Source organism: Baekduia sp. (genome assembly GCF_035996765.1).
Taxonomy (GTDB): Bacteria; Actinomycetota; Thermoleophilia; order Solirubrobacterales; family Solirubrobacteraceae; genus Baekduia.
In genome coordinates, this window is the sequence record NZ_DASYJG010000082.1 from 16,219 (window position 1) to 33,183 (window position 16,965).

A 16,965-nucleotide genomic window follows, 5' to 3' on the forward strand; every position below is an offset into this window, starting at 1 on the left:
CGATGACGTGCCCAACGAGGAGAGGGAGCGCCGGCCGTGCCACGCACGACGGAGGGGAGCGCCAAGCAGCAATCGTCGGTTGCGGCGAAGAAGACGTCCCCGGGTGGGATCGGCGTCACCTCGACGGCGCCGGTCAAGCTCCATCGCCCTGACGTCTCGCTGGCCGACAAGTACCTGCTGGAGCAGGGCACGGTCTTCCTCTCGGGCACGCAGGCGCTCGTGCGCGTTCTGCTCGACCAGGTCCGCTCCGACCGCCGCCGCGGGCTGAAGACCGCGACGTTCGTCTCCGGCTACCAGGGTTCGCCGCTCGGCGGCCTGGACAAGGAGATCCTCGGGCTGGGAGAGATCGCGACCGATCACGCGTTGCACTTCGCCGCGGGGTTGAACGAGGAGCTGGCGGCGACGGCGGTCTACGGGTCGCAGCTGGCGCCCTCTTTGCCGGGGCCGCTGGTGGATGGCGTGACCGGCGTCTGGTACGGCAAGAACCCTGGGTTGGACCGCGCGGCCGACGCGCTGCGCCACGCGAACTTCGCCGGCACGCACCCGCACGGCGGTGCGCTGGCATTGGTCGGCGACGATCCGTCGTGCAAGTCCTCCACCTTGCCGTCGGCGGCCGAAGCGACGCTGGCGGCGCTGTATATGCCGACGTTCTTCCCCGGCACGCTGCAGGAGGTCCTGGACTTCGGGCTGCACGCTGTCGCGTGCTCGCGTGCGTCGGGGCTGTGGAGTGCGATGAAGGTCGTCACGAACATTGCCGACAGCGCGGGGACCGTGCAGGGCTGGCCGGCGCGCGTGGGCGCGGTGATCCCGGAGGTCGAGGATCCGGCTCGGGCCGGACACCCTTACCGCCACGTTCCCAACGGCAACCTGCTGGCGCCGGTGTCGATGGACCTGGAGCGGTCGCTCTTCGGCGTCCGGCTGGAGATCGCGCGCCAGTACGCGGCGCTGAACCAGATGAACCCGGTGACGGTTCCGACGCGCGACGCCTGGCTCGGCGTTGTCGCCGCGGGCAAGGTCTACTACGAGCTCGTCCAGGCGCTCGACGATCTCGGCCTCGACCAGCGCGCGCTGGAGCGGGCGGGCGTTCGGCTGCTGAAGGTCGGCATGCTCTATCCGCACGATCGCGCGTCGTTTCGCGCCTTCGGCCGCGGGCTGGAAGAAGTGCTGGTGGTTGAAGAGAAGCTGCCGTTCCTGGAGACCGCGCTGCGCGATGCGCTGTACGGGACGGCCGATGCGCCGCGGATCGTCGGCAAGCGCGACGAGCACGAGGCGCCGCTGCTGGCGGCCGAGAGCGACCTCGACGCCGACGCGATCGCCGTGGCGCTCGCGTCCCGGCTGGGCGGGCGCGTGCGGTTGGAGTCCGTCAACGCGCGCGTTGCGCTGATCGAGGCGCGCCGCGCTGCCACGGCGCGCACCGTCCCGACGCAGGCGCGGACGCCGATGTTCTGCTCCGGCTGTCCCCACAACACCTCGACGGCCAACCCGGACGACACGCTGCTCGGCGCAGGCATCGGCTGCCACACGATGGTGCTGCTCGCGCCCGAGGGCAAGGGCACGATCACGGGCATCACGCAGATGGGCGGCGAGGGTGCGCAGTTCGTCGGCATGAAGGACTTCACGGAGGCATCGCACTTCGTGCAGAACGTGGGCGATGGCACCTTCCATCACTCCGCGTCGCTGGCCATTCGCTTTGCCGTCGCGTCGGGCGCGAACATCACCTACAAGCTGTTGTACAACGACACGGTCGCGATGACCGGGGGCCAGGATGTCGTCGGGCAGCTGAAGATCCCGGAGCTGACGCGCTGGCTCGCGCTAGAGGGTGTGCGCAGGATCGTGATCACGACCGAGGACCCGTCGCGCTACCGGGGCGTGTCGTTGGATCCGATCGCGTCGGTGCGCTCACGCGACGATTTGGCCGAGGTGCAGGCGGAGCTGGCGGCAATCGGTGGCGTCACCGTGCTGCTGCACGACCAGGGGTGCGCGGCCGAGCTGCGGCGGATGCGCAAGCGCGGCAAGGCGGCCGAGCCGGTCGAGCGCATCCACATCAACGAGCGCGTCTGCGAGGGCTGTGGCGACTGCGGCTCGAAGTCCAACTGCATGTCGGTGCTGCCGGTCGAGACCGAGTTCGGGCGCAAGACGCAGATCCACCAGTCCTCCTGCAACAAGGACTACTCGTGTGTGAAGGGCGACTGCCCGTCGTTCTTGACGGTGATCCCGGCGGCCAAGGACACCAAGAAGGTCACGACGTCTGGGTGGGCTCTTCCACCGGCCGAGGCGCTGGTCGAGCCGGTGCTGAAGGTCTCGCGCGATGACTTCCTGATGCGGATGCCGGGCATGGGCGGAACGGGGGTCGTGACCGTCTCGCAGATCCTGCAGATGGCGGCGATGCTCGACGGCAAGCACAGCTATGGGCTCGACCAGACGGGGCTGGCGCAGAAGGGTGGGCCGGTCGTCTCGGATGTGCGCATTGCGCGCGACCCGATCGAGGGCTCCAACAAGGCGTCGGCGGGTGCAGCGGACCTGATCCTCGGCTTCGACGTGCTGGGTGCGGCCAACCCGCGCAACCTGCTGGTGGCCGATGCGGGCCGGACGATCGCGGTGGTCAACACGCACGCGGCGCCGACGGCGGCGATGGTCACCGACACCGGCGTGAAGTTCCCCGCCTTGGAGCGCAACGTCGCGGCGATCGGTGCGGCGACGCGTGCTGACGAGAACGTCTTCGTCGATGCGGAGGCGTTGAGCGAGGCGCTGTTCGGCGATCACATGCCGACCAACACGGTGTTGATCGGTGCGGCCTACCAGGCTGGGTGTCTGCCGCTGAGCGCCGATGCGCTGCAGCAGGCCATCAGGCTCAACGGGGCGGCGGTGGAGAAGAACCTCGCGGCGTTCGCCTGGGGTCGCGCGGTCGTGGCGGCGCCGGAGGCGGTGCGCGTGGTGCTGGAGGGCGAGGCGGCTGCGCCGCCTGCGCCGCTGGCTGGTGAGGCGTTGGAGATTGTGGATGGGTCGGGGGCGTCGGGTGAGCTGCGGCGGCTGCTCGAGGTGCGGGTTGTTGAGTTGATGGCCTATCAGGATGTGGCGTTGGCACGACGGTATGTCTCGGATGTGGCGGCGGTCGCGCGGGTCGAGCACGAGCGTGGCGCGCCGGGCGAGTCGGCGATTGCCGAGGCGTATGCGCGCGGGCTGTTCAAGTTGTTGGCCTACAAGGATGAGTACGAGGTTGCGCGGTTGCATCTGGATGCCGTGGAACAGGCGCGGGTGCGGGGCGAGTTCGGTGCGGGCGCCAAGGTGTACGTGATGCTCCATCCGCCGCTGCTGCGGGCGCTGGGGCTGAAGCACAAGATCAAGCTCCGTCGCACCGCCGTGCCCACGTTCCGAGCACTGCGTGTGATGAAGGGCCTGCGCGGGACCCGACTGGATCCGTTCGGCCGTGCCGAGGTTCGTCGCGTCGAGCGGGCGCTGCCGGGTGAGTATCGGGCGCTGGTGACGCGGTCGTTGGAGCGGCTGACGCCGGTGACGCATGGGACGGTTGCCGAGATTGCGGAGTTGCCGGATGTGGTGCGGGGGTATGAGGACATCAAGTTGGCCAACGTGGAGAAGTTCCGGGCTGCGGCCGCTGGGTTGGAGGAGCGGTTGGCGCGGGGTGCGCAGACGGGTGGGTTCGAGCTGCCGATGGCGCGGGGGTAGGGGCGCCGTCTGGCGCTGGCGTCCTTGGCGCTCAGTGCGCGGCGTTGGTCGCGGTTCGCGGCGTGGTTTGTCGGCATCGAGGGAGTGAGCGGGGATTGCGGCTCGGTGCGCTGGCTCGTCGTCCGCTGGCGCGTGGGCCGGAGGGTTCGCGGCTGAATCGTCGCTCGCCGGGGATCCGGGTCGGCTTGGACGTCCTATTGACGTCGAAAACGCCCCGCACCCTTAGGCGCGAGGATCCGGGGCGTCTTGTGGTGAATAGTTGACCAGGAGACGCCCTGGATCGAGGGTCCGGTACCGAATCGCAGACGCGGGTCGTCTGGCCCCTCATATGCAGGGGCAGAACGCCCCGGATCGGTCCGGGACGGCTTGGGCTCCATAGAGCGGTCCGAGACGACCCGGATCTCCGGCCCCCACGCTCGCGGACGCCCGGAGGCGGTGGCGGTGCCGACTCCGCTCGCTCTCCTCGGTGCCGACAGACCCCGTTGCAAAGCTCGACGAACGCTGCGCACTGGGCGCCACGAACGTCAGGGCCACCCGACCACGTCACGAACTTCAATTAACGCCGCGCACCGGGCGCCACGGACGCCAGCGCCACCCTCACCGAATCCACCGCGGCCGCGCCGCGTGCAGTGCGGCCACATCCAACCCATCGAGCAACCCCACCGCCACCGGGTCACCGTCCCCCTCCAGCACCACCGCACCCCCCGGCCAATACGGATGCGGCGCGCCGCCGCGGTGCAACAACAGCGGCTCGTAGATCCAGCAGCCGGTGTTGGCCAGCCGCGGCAGCCCATCGGGCCCCGACCACAGGGCGACGTCGTCACCCGCGCGCGGCCCGTTGCGGTGCACGTGCCCGTAGATCACCCAGTCCGCTTCGACGCCCAGCCGCTGCACCACATGCGCCAGCGCTGGGTTGGCGGCTCGCTGCATCTGCATGCCGAGCACCAACCGCGCCACCGGGGCCAGCCGGTGGGACTGCAGGCGTCGCGGCAGGCTTGGCATCGTCGCGGCGCGCACGAGGTCAGCGGCGCCGCCGGCCAGCGATGCCAGCCACCGTGGCAGCCGACGCGTCACCAGCGTCTCGACCCACGTCATCGACGGACGGCCCGCCCGCTCGTACTCCGCCGGCCCCACGAGCTTGCGCACCACCCGGCGCCGGTGCCATCCGTACGCCGACTCCGGCAGCAGATGGCGATCGATGTAATGGCCATGGGTTGCCCAGACCCGCGGCGAGAGCCACACCCCCGGTGTGCGGACCTCGACGGGTGCCGGCGCCAGCCATCCCACCACCTTGGCGAGCAGCGCGGTCGCGTTCGGCGGCACCAAGGCATCGACCGTCAGCCCAGCACGCTGAGCGCGCGCCCACGAGCGCGCCAGCGCGCGATCGTGGTTACCTGGCACTAGCACAATCTGGCGGTCCGCGCCCATTCGCTCACCGATCGCGCGCAGGACCGGCTCGGCAAGCTGCAGCGCCTGGCGCGGTCGTCCTTCGGCGAGCTCGATCACGTCGCCGAGCAGCACGAGCCGATCGATCCCCTCGAGCGCGTCGAGCAGGACCGCCAGCGCCTCGGGGTGACGCAGGACGTCACGGCCGAGGCGGGTGCCGAGGTGCAGATCGGAGATGACGAGGGTGCGCACGCTCACGCCAGCGTAGGCGGCGCCGCGGGATCGACCAGCTCCCACAGCAGCGTCGACCACCCGAAGTCGTGCGCGCCCATGCCGTAGCCCAGCCGTGCCTCGTAGTACTCGCGGAACCCCTCGCGTGCCACAACGGCTTCCAGGCGCGCGGCGATCGCGTCGGCCTCGGCATCCAGCCCGAGTCGCCGCAGCCCGAGCGAGACGAACCACGCGCTGTTGATCCACGACGGCCCGCGCCAGTGGCGATGGCGGCCCCACCACGTCTCGCGCGACGAGTGCGCCGGGTCGTCCAGCGCGACGGCGGGCAGCGGGACCGCCGGCGCGGCGAAGCCCGGCGCGCGCAGCACCTCATCGACCAGCCGTTGCGCGATCGCGTCCGGCAGGTCGGGCAGCGCGAGCGGCGCCAGCGTGTCCCACGTCGCCGGCCGGTCGGCGGGCGGCGTCGGCCGCGCCGCGCCGCGCATGTCGTCGGCGAAGCGTCCTCGCCGTGCGTCCCAGCAGCGCTCGATCAGCGCGCCGGTCAGCGACGGGCGCCGCAGCGCCTGCTCGCTCAGCGACCACCCCACGTTGGTCAGCACCTCGCAGACCACGGGGTACCCGGCGGCGGCGATCCGCCGCGCGTCAAAGCCCAGCCGCCGGTTGCGGGCGATCAACATGGGGAACAACGGCAGGCCCTGCGCGAGCCGGCCCCAAACGTGATCGAACTTCGGCGACGCGTCCATGCCGGACTCGTCGGGCTGGATCAGCCATAGCAGCCCGTCGTCCTCCAGAGCCCGGTGCTCGCGCAGCCAGGCGTGGTGCGCGGCGATCCGCGGCTCACGCGCCGGATCACCGACTGCCCAGGCCCAGGCCCACGCCAGCAGCGGCGGCTGGATCGTGCGCGTCATCAGGTCCGCTCGCGACGCGATGTTGTAGCGGATCGCCCGCTGGCCATCGAGCGGATGGCCCCACAGCACCGTGTGGCCGATGAAGCCGTCCAGGTCGGCCGCGGCCAGCAGCGTCTCCAGCTCGGCGCGTGCGCCGGCGGGGTCGAAGCGTCGCCGCACGATCGCGTGAAAGCACGAGTCCCAGTACCACTGCCACGGGTAGCTGCGCGGGCTCGGGACCGAGAAGGCGTAGTGGCGCCCGCGGTAGTCGCCCTCGCGCCAGTTGTCCTCCAACAACGCGCGGGCGGCGACCGCGACGTCGAAGGTCACCTCTTGGGCTTCTTGTAGGGCTTGATCGTGATGGTCGCGCTCAGCGGCGTCACGCCGATCCGGACCGTGGCCTTGGTCTTGACCTCGGCGTGCTTGCGCAGTAGCGCGCGGATCTTGTTGGTGGCCTTGATCGTCAGCTTGACACGGCCCTTGGCCGGCACGGTGAACGTCGCGCTCCCGGCACTGGTCTTGGCGTAGGCGATCTTGATCGTGCCGCGCGCCTTGGCGGGGGTGGCGGCGAAGGACAGCGTCAGGCGCCCCTTGGCGTCCAGGCGCGCTGTCCGCGTCATGCCCTTCATGGTGGCCTTGGGCACCTTCAGTACGACCGGTGGTGTCGGCGTGCCGGGCACGATGGGCGCAATCGGGGGGACCGGCGTGCCCGGGCCAGGATCGTCGATCGGCGGCGGGTCGACGCCTGCCACGAACGTCCGGTCGGCGCCGGCCGCGACGATGGCGCCGCTGCGCAGCGCGACCGCGCGCACGTGGTAGGTCGCGCCGGCGGTCAGGCCGCCGGTGGTGAGGTTGACGGCCTGCAGCCCGCCGCCGGCGGTCAGTGCGATCGCCGGCGACCGCGCGCCGTAGGCGGCGGTGGCGCCCAGCTCGAAGGCCGCGGTCGTCGCGGTCGCGCCCGGATCGATCCGCGCGTGGAAGGTCGCGCCGTCAGCGACGAGACCGGTCGGCGCGTCGGTGACCGCGCAGGCCGGCTCGGCCGTCTCCAGCGACCACGAGCTCAGCGTGCCGGCGCCGTTGTTGGAGGTGTCGGTGATGCGGAGGGTCCACGTCCCGAAGCGGTCCTCACCGGCAAAGCGCGCGAGCGGCTCGTTGGGACGCAGCGCACCACCGACCGTCACGTCGGCGTTGGCGAGCTCCTGGATCAGCCCGGTGGCCGCGTCGTCGAGGACGAGCGGCGTCGCCGGCACGAGGTTGCCCGGCGAGAACGACGCGGAGGTGCCGACGCCGGGGCGTTCGAAGAGGTCGACGGTCGTCCCCGACGGCGAGGTCAGCCACGCGTGCAGGTCGCCGATCCACGGATGGGTGGCCGCGATCGTGACCCGCACGTTGCCGACGCGGCCGTGCGTCGCGACATTCAGCGTCGACGTCAGTCCTCCGGCCGGTTGGTTGTCGGGGATCGCGGCGGCGGGCGCGTAGGTGCGTGTCGCCGCCGTTGCGCTGCCGGTGCCGACCGGCAGGCTCAGCGGGACCGTGCGCGGTCCCTGGTCGGTGGCGATGGCGAGCGAGAGGCCGGCGACCGAGCCGCACCCGGCGGCGGTCGCGACATGGACGGCGAAGGTGGCGGTCGTCGTCGCGCCCGCACCGATCGTCCCGAGCGTGGCGCTACCGGCGGGCACCGTCACGCCGGCGGTCGTGGCGGTGAGCGTCGCGTGCACGCCGGTCAGCGGCGTGGTGCCCGGGTTGACGATCGGCACGTGCACGACGGTGTCCTGCTCGAGCGCGGCGGAGGTGACGTCGGGCGCGCCGGCGGCGACGATGGGCGGCGTGTCGAACGCCGCCGTGGCGTGCGTCGCGTTGGCGCTCGTGGTCGAGGCGCTGTAGCCCATGCCTCGCGCGGCGAAGACGCTCCAGATCTGCGCGCGGTGCGTGCCGCCGGCGATCGTGTCGGCCTGCAGGATCGCGTTGCGCATGTCCAGGAAGGACGGCTGCTTGGGCGAGAGCCGCAGCGCGCTGGTGACCAGCCCGCGGGCGACCGTGGCGCCGACGGTGCGGCGCAGGTCCCACAGCGTCTCGGCCCAGATCTCGCCGTCGGCGTGGACCTCGAAGGCGGGGTGGCCGGCGCTCCCGGCGACGCCGCCGAGGTCGGCGTAGGTGAAGCCGCCCGGGCCGGTGAGCGCCGTGCCGGGGCAGGAGGTCGACACGGCGGCGACCGGGCAGTCGATCGCGTTCTCGCGGATCCCCGTCGCGGTGTTGTCGGCGACATAGGCGCCCATCACCTGCTCGCCGGGCGTGGCCGTGTCCGGCAGCTCGCCCTCGGCCGTCAGGAAGTCCATGGCGTACCAGTCGCTCCAGCCCTCGCCCATCGCCTGCGACTGTCGGTCGAGGAGGCCGTTGGCTTGCCCGTCGTTGCCCACGAGGCGGTTGGTCAGCCCGTGGGTGTACTCGTGGTAGACCATCGACGCGTCGTCGCCGCCGTTGACCGCGGGGTAGGGCGACTTGAACAGGTACAACTGCATCCGGCCGGGCTGGCCGTCGGCGGACGTGACCATGTTGGCGTTGTTGATCGAGGCGTAGTCGTCGGTCTCGGCGTTGATGGGGTCGTTGCCACCCGGCCCGCCGGTCTGGAAGTTGTAGGACGCGGAGGTGAAGCCGATGGGCGGCTGCGCGAGCCAGTCGTGGTACTTGTTGACGTAGTAGAAGACCTGCGTCGTGACCTGCTTGACGTTGGCCGTGACCGACGACGAGCCCACCGTCGTGCCGTCCCACGTGCAGCTGACCGGGAACGCGGTCGGGCAGTGCTGCCCGGACCCCGGGGACTGGTCGGTCGTCGGGTAGCTGAAGTTGGTGGTGCTGGGGTTCGGCGGGACGTCACTGTCGCCACCGATGCCGTCGGGTGACATCCGGTCTGCGTAGGCATGGGCATTGGGTCCGGTCAGCGCCATCACCGGCAGCGTCAGCCAGGCCGCGAGGTCGACGGTGTGCAGCGTGCCGTCACCCGGGTGATGCTCGACCACCGAGGCGTTGGAGGCGAAGTCGGTCAGCGAGTGGCGGGTGAGGATCGCGCCGCTGGCCGCGTCGACGAGCACCTCGTAGACGTCGGGGTCGGTGCCGGCGACGGTGAGCTTCCAGGCGAGGTGGTCGCCGTCGGGGTCGGCGAGCGTGACGAGGCTGGCACGGTCCAGACCGCTGAACTGCGTGGTGCGAGCCGGGTCGGCGCCGACGATGCCGGTCTGGCCGTCGGGCGCGAGCCCGAGGTCGCGGCGCGCGGCGGTCCGGGCGGCCGCGGGCCCGAGCGGCGGGTCGGTGCTCGGGACCTGCAGGTCGTGGACGGGCGCGCCGCCGGCGTTGATGAGCCGACCGTCGGCGGTGACGTTGGCCGTCAGCGCGGAGTCGTAGGCGCTGATGCCGCCGTCGAGTTGTCCGAAGGTCAGGTGCGTCACGCCGTCGGGCGAGACGGCGCGGGTGACGGGCTTCAGCGTCGCCAGGTCGGCGCCGTCGAGCCCGAAGGCGTCGGCGTGGGCGCGCACGTAGTCGAGGGCGACCGCGGCAGGATCAGCGCTGCTGGGTCCGGTGAGCAGGCCGTCGGTGCGCCCCACGTTGCGCAGGCCGCCTGTCACCGGGTCGGCTGCGACGGTCGCCTCGGCACCCAGGCGCTTGGCCAGCGCCTCGCGTGCGTCGGCGGTCGCCGCGGGGATGGCCGCGCGATCGCCGCTGCGGGCGTCGAAGTCCGGTTGGGTTGCTGCGGGAGCGGGAGCTATGGCGAGCGCTGGTGGCGCGGCGAGGATGAGCGTCGCCGCCCCTGCCAACGCCAGGGTCGCGATCGCGTGGCTCGTACGGCGTCCCACCATGCACGTTGTATCGCGTCCTGGCTCGTCCGCGTGACGCTTTGGCTGCAGCACGCGGCGCCGACCGTCGGGGCGATGGGGTAGACCTGAGGGCGATGGCCGACGATCCTGCCGCCCAGCTCTACGGCCTCGACCTCGAGGAGTTCGTGCCGGTACGCGACGCGCTGGTCAAGGAGCTGCGCGCCCGTGGCGACCGCGCCGGCGCGGCGGCGGTCAAGAAGCTGGCCAAGCCGACCCGCGCGGCCTGGGCCGTCAATCGCCTGGTGCGCGACCGGCCCGACGAGATCGCGGCGCTGGTCGAGGCGGGCACCGCGCTGGAGGGTGCGCAGGAGCAGCTGCTCGACGGCGCCCACGCCGATGTCTTGCGCAGTGCGGCCGTGGCGGCGCGGGCGCTGGTCGACGCGCTCGCCGCCGAAGCGCTGGTCGACGGCGCCGCCCGCGACAAGGTGCGCGGGACGCTGCATGCGGCGACGGTCGATCCGGAGGTGCGGGCTGAGGTTGCGGAGGGGCGGGTGGTCAAGGAGCGCTCGGCGGCGGGCTTCGGTGGGCTGGACGCGCTGATTGCCGCCGGGCGGGGGCGTGAGGACGGCGGGGCGCCGGCGAAGTCGGTGAAGCGGCGTGGGACGAAGGGCCGTGTGGGTGCGGGTGCGGGTGCGGTTGCGCCGGAGGACGAGCCGTCGACGTCGACGCCGCCCAAGCCCAAGGGTCCGGACAAGCGCGAGCTCCGCCGCCGTCGCGACGCGCTCCGCCGCGCGACCGAGGCCGAGGCCGACGCGGAGTCCACCGTCGCCGGGGCGCGCCGCGCGCTCGAGCAGGTCGAATCCACTCTTACCGCCCGCCGCCGCGACCTGGAGCAGGCCGAAGAGACGCTGGCCGACGCTCAGGCGCGCCGCGAGCGCACCGAGCGCGCGGCGGCGGCGCTGGACGCCGGCTGAGTCCGCCAGTGCCGGATCGGATCCGTGTCGTCTACCCCTCCACATGCAGGGGTCAGACGACACGGACCACGACGAGCTCCGCGTCATCAGGTCGATGGTCGCGGAGTAAACCGCGACGGCGCCTGCGCCGGGACGCCTTGAACGGCGATCCCCGGCGCGACGTCGGTCGTGACGACCGCGTGGGCGCCGATCGTGGCGCCGTCGCCGACCGTCACGCCGGGCAGCACCGCCGCGCTTGGCCCGATCCGGACGCCGTCGCCGATGGCGACCGGCGCGGAGACGATTCCCTGCTCGCGCACGGGCCGCTCGACGTCCTCGAAGGACGGGTTGCCGTCGACGACGACGACCTCGTCGGCGAGCAGGCAGCGGGCACCGACGGCGATGCGATCGTGCGCGGTCAGCAGGCAGCGCTCGCCGAGCGCGGTGCCCTCGCCGATCGTCACCGATCCCGCCGCGCCGACGTGCAGGCGGCAGCCGTCGCCGAGCGCGACGCCCGCTCCGAGGACGACGCGCCCACCGGGCGCCACGTCGAAGCGCACGCGCCGGCCGATGACGATCAGATCACCGGCGCCATCGACGGCCACCGCGCCACCGCGGATTGCACGCGCCAGCCGCCGGCGATCGCGCCACCCGGGCGCGCGGGGCATCGCGGCCGGTGGCGCGACAACGACGGTATCGACGACGGGCGAATCGCGCTCAGAACGACGAAGGGCGGCGCACATGGCGCCGCCCATCGTTGCAACTTGTCGCGTGGATGCGGTGCTACGCAGCCACGCCCGGATCGCCGCACGAGCGGCGATCGCGGACATTCGATGGTCCTATGCGGCGACCCGCAGGGACTTGACGTCCCCATCGGCCGCGAGGCGACGGAGCGCGCGCTCCTCGGCCTGACGCGCCTTGCTGGGCGGCATGCCCAGCCGGCGCGCGGCCTGGACGAGCGTGTGCTCGCCGTCGCCGCCCGTGCCGAAGCGCAGGTGGATGACCTCGCGCTCGTCCTCGGGCAGGCGGTTGACGGCCTCGCGCAGCGAGGACGCCTCGGTCTCACGCTCGACCTCCTCGTCGACGGTCTCGCCGTCAGCGGGAAGCAGGGCGCCCAGCGCGGTCTCGCCGTCGTCGCCGACGGTCTGGTCCAGGCTGGCCAGCGAGCGGTCACGCTCACGCAGGAGCGCGACCTCGTCGAGCTCCAGCTCGGCCGCGGCGGCGATCTTCTCGTCCGTCGGCGGCTCGCCATGCTCGGCGGTCAGCTCGCGCTCGACGCGCGCGATCCGGCGCGCACGCTGCGACATATGGGAGGGCAGACGGATCGTCCGGCCCGTGTTGTCGAGGCCACGCTGCAGCGCCTGGCGGATCCAGATCGTCGCGTACGTGGAGAAGCGGTAGCCCTTGCGGTAGTCGAACTTCTCGACGGCGCGGATGAGGCCGAGCATGCCTTCCTGGACGAGGTCGTCCAGGGTCAGGCCCTGGCCCACGTAGTGGCGAGCGACGGACACGACAAGGCGGAGGTTCGAGTTGACCAGCAGATCCTTGGCGTCGAGATCGCCGCGCTCGATGCGCTGTGCGAGCTCGATCTCCTTGGCGGGGTCGAGAAGCTGGTATTGGCTCGCACGCCGCAGAAGCTGGTCCAGGGGGGAGGCCAGGACGTCGTTCGTAAACGTGGGGGTGAGGGTGGAGGGGGTCAACTAAGGTCCTTTCCCGGGTAAAATCCCGATTGCTGCAGTAGGGATTCTACGCCAGATTCGTTGCTCGCGCAACTGTGCGACGCGTCACTGACGCAGAAGTTGCGGTGGGGAGGGGAGATTTCGGGGTCCAGGGTCGCCAGGTGCGGCGACTCGCAAACCTTCTCATCGTCCGATCAAGCGCTCCTAAGGAGTGGCGTACTGCCCTCTTCGGCGCATATCCATACGTCCCTTGCCCGAGCTCAAACGTTACGTTCGACCGTTCTACGGCGCCAATCGCGAGCCAGATGGGCGACTTGGCGCGTCAGCGCGTAGCGCGCGTCCGCGCGGACGCCACGTTGGACCGATGTCAGCGCCATCGGAGAGACGTCCAGCGCGAGCGCCTCGGCGGCCCGCCGGGCGATCTCCAACTGGCCGAGCGCCGTGGGGTGCACCGCGTCGGGGAAGAACGTGCGCCAGCCACGGAGATCGTCCAGGTCGACCACGACAGCGTTACGCGCCGCTGCTGCAGACCGCACGATCGCGTTGAGCTCGGCCACCTTCGCACCCGCCGGCGGGCGACCGAGGTCGAGCGGGACGGTGGCGACGCAGACGCGGGCCGCGCGGGCGGTCAGGCCCTCGAGGATTCGCCTCAGCGCTGCCTCGAACGATCGCGGATCCCAGTCGACGGCGCGCACGTCGTTGGTGCCCACGCCGACGCAAGCCAGCGCGTAGTCCTCGCGCGCCCGCGGCAGGAGCGCATCCGCGATCCACGGCGTCGTCGCGCCCGATTGGGCGAGCTTGTGGAACGGGAGATCCAGCGCCTCGGCCAGCCACTGCGCCCACGACCGCGGCGGCACGCCGAACGCACCCTCCTCGGGGCCGCAGCTGATCGAGTCACCGAGACCCAGCACGGGCCCCGCGAGCGTCGAGGGACGACTCATGGTCGACTACCGACCATCCCTCGTCCCTCGACGCTCCGGCGGGGGTGGCGGTGGGCTGGGGTCAGGCAAGGCGGCCCGCCTCCTCGGTGACGGCACGGAGACGATGTGCGTGGTGCGCTGTGAGTTGCCCTGGCTGCAACTGGAACTTCCAGGCGCCGCCGGCGGTCCCCGGGAGGTTCATGCGGGCTTCGGACCCGAGGCCCAAGACGTCCTGGACCTGCAGCATCACCAGTGGTGCCGGCGAGCGCATCCACAGGCGGATGAGACCCCAGTCGACATCGTCGTCGGTCAACCCGGCGGCGCGCAGCGCGCTGAGCGCCTCGTCGCGCCGCGCCGGCTCCAGCGTCGACCACCAGCCGCGCAACGTGTCGGTGTCGTGGGTGCCCGTGTAGGCGACGACATCTGCGCCGTGGTTCTCCAGCCGGTGCGGGCCGCGCGGGTCGTCCGGATTGAAGGCGAACTGCAGGACGACCATGCCCGGGTAGCCCAGCTCGCGCCGCAGGCGCGTCACCGGCGGCGTGATCACCCCGAGATCCTCGGCGATGAAGGCCATCGCGCCGAGCGCTGCGGTCCCAGCCACAAACGGCGCGCGCCCCGGCCCGCGCTGCCACGTCCCGCCGCGCGCATCGCGATCGCCCGCCGGCACCGCCCAGTAGGCGACGAACGCGCGGAAGTGGTCGATGCGCGCGATGTCATACAGGTCGAACACCCGCCGGAAGCGCTCGACCCACCAGCGGTAGCCGCGGCGCTGCAGCGCCGGCCAGTCATAGATTGGATTGCCCCAGCGCTGCCCGGCGGCCGTGAACGCATCGGGCGGCACGCCGGCCACCACGCCGTCGAGGAACAGCTCCGGCCACGCCTGCTGGTCATAGGAGCCGGGCGCCACGTAGATGGGGACGTCGCCGATGAGGCCGACGCCACGCTCCGACGCATACGCGCGCAACGCCGCCCACTCGCGCGCGAAGCGCACCTGGTCGGGCAGCATCCGCGCGGGGAGAGACGGCGCCCAATATTCGTGTCGTTCCCGGAACGCGTCGATCTCCTCGGGTGTGACCTCCGCGCCGGGATGCTCGAGGAAGCCGTGCCACGCCGCGAACGCCGACGAGGATTTGTATGGCGAGCCGTATCTGTCAGGCGGCCCGAGCGGGAGCATCTGCCACCAGCGCTGGCCGGCCTCGGCGAGCCAGTCGACGAAAGCGCGTGCCGACGGGCCCAGGCGTCCGCCGGGCAACGAGGTCAGGTGGAGCTGCATCCCACTCGACCGCCGGGAGAGGTGGTTCATGCGGCCGGTCACTGGATTGTTGCGTTCGTCTGCCGTCATTCTGGGAAGAGTCGCCACTACGTGCCCACACGCCCGACCGAACAATCAACCCCTGCCCGCACCGTGAAGAACGGCGGCACGACCCGACGGGCCAAGCCCGCGGCCCCGCCGCGGATTGTCATCTTGGCGCCTGAGCCCGTCCTCGACGGCGGCCGCTATGCCCTCAAGCGCACGATCGGCGAGTCGGTCGACGTGCGCGCGACCATCTTCGCCGACGGGCACGACGTGCTGCGTGCGGTCGTCAAGGTCAGGGCGCCTCAGAGTCGCAAGTGGCGCGAGACGCCGCTGGTCCACGTCGACCGGCACGTCGACGGCGACACCTTCGAAGGCGCGTTTGCCGTCGACGGTCTCGGCCGTTGGGAGTGGACGATCGAGGCGTGGATCGACCGCTTCGCCTCCTGGCGTGAGGAGCTGCGCCGCAAGGTGCAGGGCGGCCAGCACGATCTCGCCGGGGAGTTGAGCGAGGGCGTCGTCCTGCTGGAAGCCGCCGCCCAGCGCGCGAAGGCCGCAACCGATCGCCGCCTCATCCAGCACACCATCGGCACGCTGACCGACCCCGACGCGCCGGAGGAAGCCAAGCACGACGCCGCGCTGGGTCCGGAGCTGGCTGCGGCCATCGACCGCTATCCCGACCGCAACGAGGCGGCCGAGCTCGACAAGCCGTTCGCGCTCGACGTCGATCGCGAGCTGGCCCGCTTCGGCTCGTGGTACGAGCTCTTCCCGCGTTCTTGGGGCGGCTTCAAGGGCACCGCCGAAGCGATCCCTCAGATTGCCGCGCTCGGCTTCGACGTCCTTTACCTCACCCCGATCCACCCGATCGGCGAGACCAACCGCAAGGGCGCCAACAACGCGCTGACCGCGCGGCCGGGCGACCCCGGTAGTCCCTGGGCGATCGGCCTCAAGGGCGTCGGCGGCCACGAGGCCGTCCATCCGGAGCTCGGCACGCTGGCGGACTTCGAGGCGCTCGTGCACACCGCGACCGCCCACGAGATGGACATCGCGATCGACTTCGCGATCCAGTGCAGCGCCGACCACCCGTGGCTGACCGAGCACCCCGAGTGGTTCCATCGCCGCCCAGACGGGTCGCTGAAGTACGCCGAGAACCCGCCCAAGAAGTACCAGGACATCTACAACGTCAACTTCCAGTGCGAGGACTGGAAGTCCTTGTGGAACGCGTTGTTGGACATCGTGCTCGTCTGGGTGCAGCGCGGCGTCAAGGTCTTTCGCGTCGACAACCCGCACACCAAGCCCATTGCCTTCTGGGAGTGGCTGATCCGCGAGGTCCACACCAAGCACCCTGACGTGATCTTCCTGGCCGAGGCGTTCACCCGCCGCGCCGTGATGCGCACGCTGGCCAAGGTCGGGTTCAACCAGTCCTACACCTACTTCACCTGGCAGCAGTCGCGCTGGGAGCTTGAGCAGTATGTCGGCGAGCTGGCCTATGTCAGCCAGGACTACTTCCGCCCCAACTTCTTCGTCAACACCCCTGACATCCTCACCGAGCAGCTTCAGCACGGGGGTCGGGCCGCGTTTGAGTCGCGGCTCGTGCTTGCCGCGACGCTGAGCCCGACCTACGGCATCTACTCCGGCTATGAGTGGGTCGAGCAGACGGCGGTCAAGCCCGGCAGCGAGGAGTACCTGGACTCCGAGAAGTACGAGGCCAAGGAGCGCACGCTGCGCGGCGCCCCGTTGCTCGGCCTCGTCCGCCTGCTCAACGAGGCGCGGCGAGCGCACCCCGCGCTGCAGCGCCTCTCCAACATCACGTTCTTGGACACCCAGAACGACGGGCTCATCGCCTACATCAAGCAGCACGAGGACGACACGATCCTCGCGGTCGTTTGCCTTGATGCGCAGTGGGCGCAGACGGGGCTGGTGCAGGTGCCCGACCACCTTGGGTTGCCACAGACCTTCCAAGTGCAGGACCTGCTCGACGGCAGTCGCTACGAGTGGCACGTCGGCGGCAACTACGTCGCGCTGGCGCCCGGCGACCGCCAGGCGCACCTCTTCCGCGTGGTGGCCTCTTGATGACCTACAACCGGACCACGAAAGAATCCATCATCAAGAGGTCAAACTC

The 16,965-nt window shown here is 71.3% G+C and carries 10 protein-coding genes; 3 read left to right on the plus strand and 7 right to left on the minus strand.

The features are described from left to right. Positions 1 to 36 precede the first annotated feature (36 nt). Positions 37 to 3,684, plus strand: a complete 3,648-nt coding sequence (locus VGO10_RS18000) for an indolepyruvate ferredoxin oxidoreductase family protein (RefSeq protein ID WP_327470947.1) — start codon at positions 37 to 39, stop codon at positions 3,682 to 3,684. Positions 3,685 to 4,281: 597 nt separating this feature from the next. Here the strand turns inward: VGO10_RS18000 and VGO10_RS18005 are convergent. Genes VGO10_RS18005 through VGO10_RS18015 form a run of 3 tightly spaced genes read right to left on the minus strand, consistent with a single transcriptional unit; the run spans position 4,282 to position 10,039 of the window. Then, a complete protein-coding gene (locus VGO10_RS18005; protein WP_327470950.1) occupies positions 4,282 to 5,322 on the minus strand; it encodes a metallophosphoesterase in 1,041 nt (346 codons plus the stop codon). Between the two features lie 2 nt (positions 5,323 to 5,324). Further along, on the minus strand, positions 5,325 to 6,518 hold the full coding sequence (locus VGO10_RS18010) for an MGH1-like glycoside hydrolase domain-containing protein (RefSeq protein ID WP_327470952.1): 1,194 nt from the start codon (positions 6,516 to 6,518) through the stop codon (positions 5,325 to 5,327). Further along, positions 6,515 to 10,039 carry a M36 family metallopeptidase gene (locus VGO10_RS18015; RefSeq protein ID WP_327470954.1) on the minus strand — a complete coding sequence of 1,175 codons (3,525 nt, stop codon included), beginning with the start codon at positions 10,037 to 10,039 and terminating at the stop codon, positions 6,515 to 6,517. Before VGO10_RS18015 ends, VGO10_RS18010 begins: the two co-directional genes overlap by 4 nt. 92 nt (positions 10,040 to 10,131) lie before the next feature. Between VGO10_RS18015 and VGO10_RS18020 the strand changes: the two genes are divergently transcribed. Further along, positions 10,132 to 10,971 carry a hypothetical protein gene (locus VGO10_RS18020; RefSeq protein WP_327470956.1) on the plus strand — a complete coding sequence of 280 codons (840 nt, stop codon included), beginning with the start codon at positions 10,132 to 10,134 and terminating at the stop codon, positions 10,969 to 10,971. Between the two features lie 86 nt (positions 10,972 to 11,057). Here the strand turns inward: VGO10_RS18020 and VGO10_RS18025 are convergent, their stop codons facing one another. The 4 genes from VGO10_RS18025 to VGO10_RS18040 form a co-directional block, all read right to left on the minus strand. Continuing rightward, positions 11,058 to 11,618, minus strand: coding sequence for an acyltransferase (locus tag VGO10_RS18025; protein ID WP_327470958.1), 561 nt, complete (start codon positions 11,616 to 11,618; stop codon positions 11,058 to 11,060). Between the two features lie 171 nt (positions 11,619 to 11,789). After that, positions 11,790 to 12,650, minus strand: a complete 861-nt coding sequence (locus VGO10_RS18030; protein WP_327470960.1) for a sigma-70 family RNA polymerase sigma factor — start codon at positions 12,648 to 12,650, stop codon at positions 11,790 to 11,792. A gap of 239 nt (positions 12,651 to 12,889) precedes the next feature. Further along, positions 12,890 to 13,570 carry an SGNH/GDSL hydrolase family protein gene (locus VGO10_RS18035; RefSeq protein ID WP_327470962.1) on the minus strand — a complete coding sequence of 227 codons (681 nt, stop codon included), beginning with the start codon at positions 13,568 to 13,570 and terminating at the stop codon, positions 12,890 to 12,892. Between the two features lie 61 nt (positions 13,571 to 13,631). Then, entirely contained in the window at positions 13,632 to 14,822 is a 1,191-nt protein-coding gene (locus VGO10_RS18040) for a 4-alpha-glucanotransferase (RefSeq protein WP_327470964.1), read from the minus strand. Positions 14,823 to 14,954: 132 nt separating this feature from the next. Here VGO10_RS18040 and VGO10_RS18045 point away from each other — a divergent pair, with 132 nt between their 5' ends. After that, a complete protein-coding gene (locus VGO10_RS18045) occupies positions 14,955 to 16,916 on the plus strand; it encodes an alpha-1,4-glucan--maltose-1-phosphate maltosyltransferase (protein WP_327470966.1) in 1,962 nt (653 codons plus the stop codon). Positions 16,917 to 16,965: the final 49 nt, after the last annotated feature.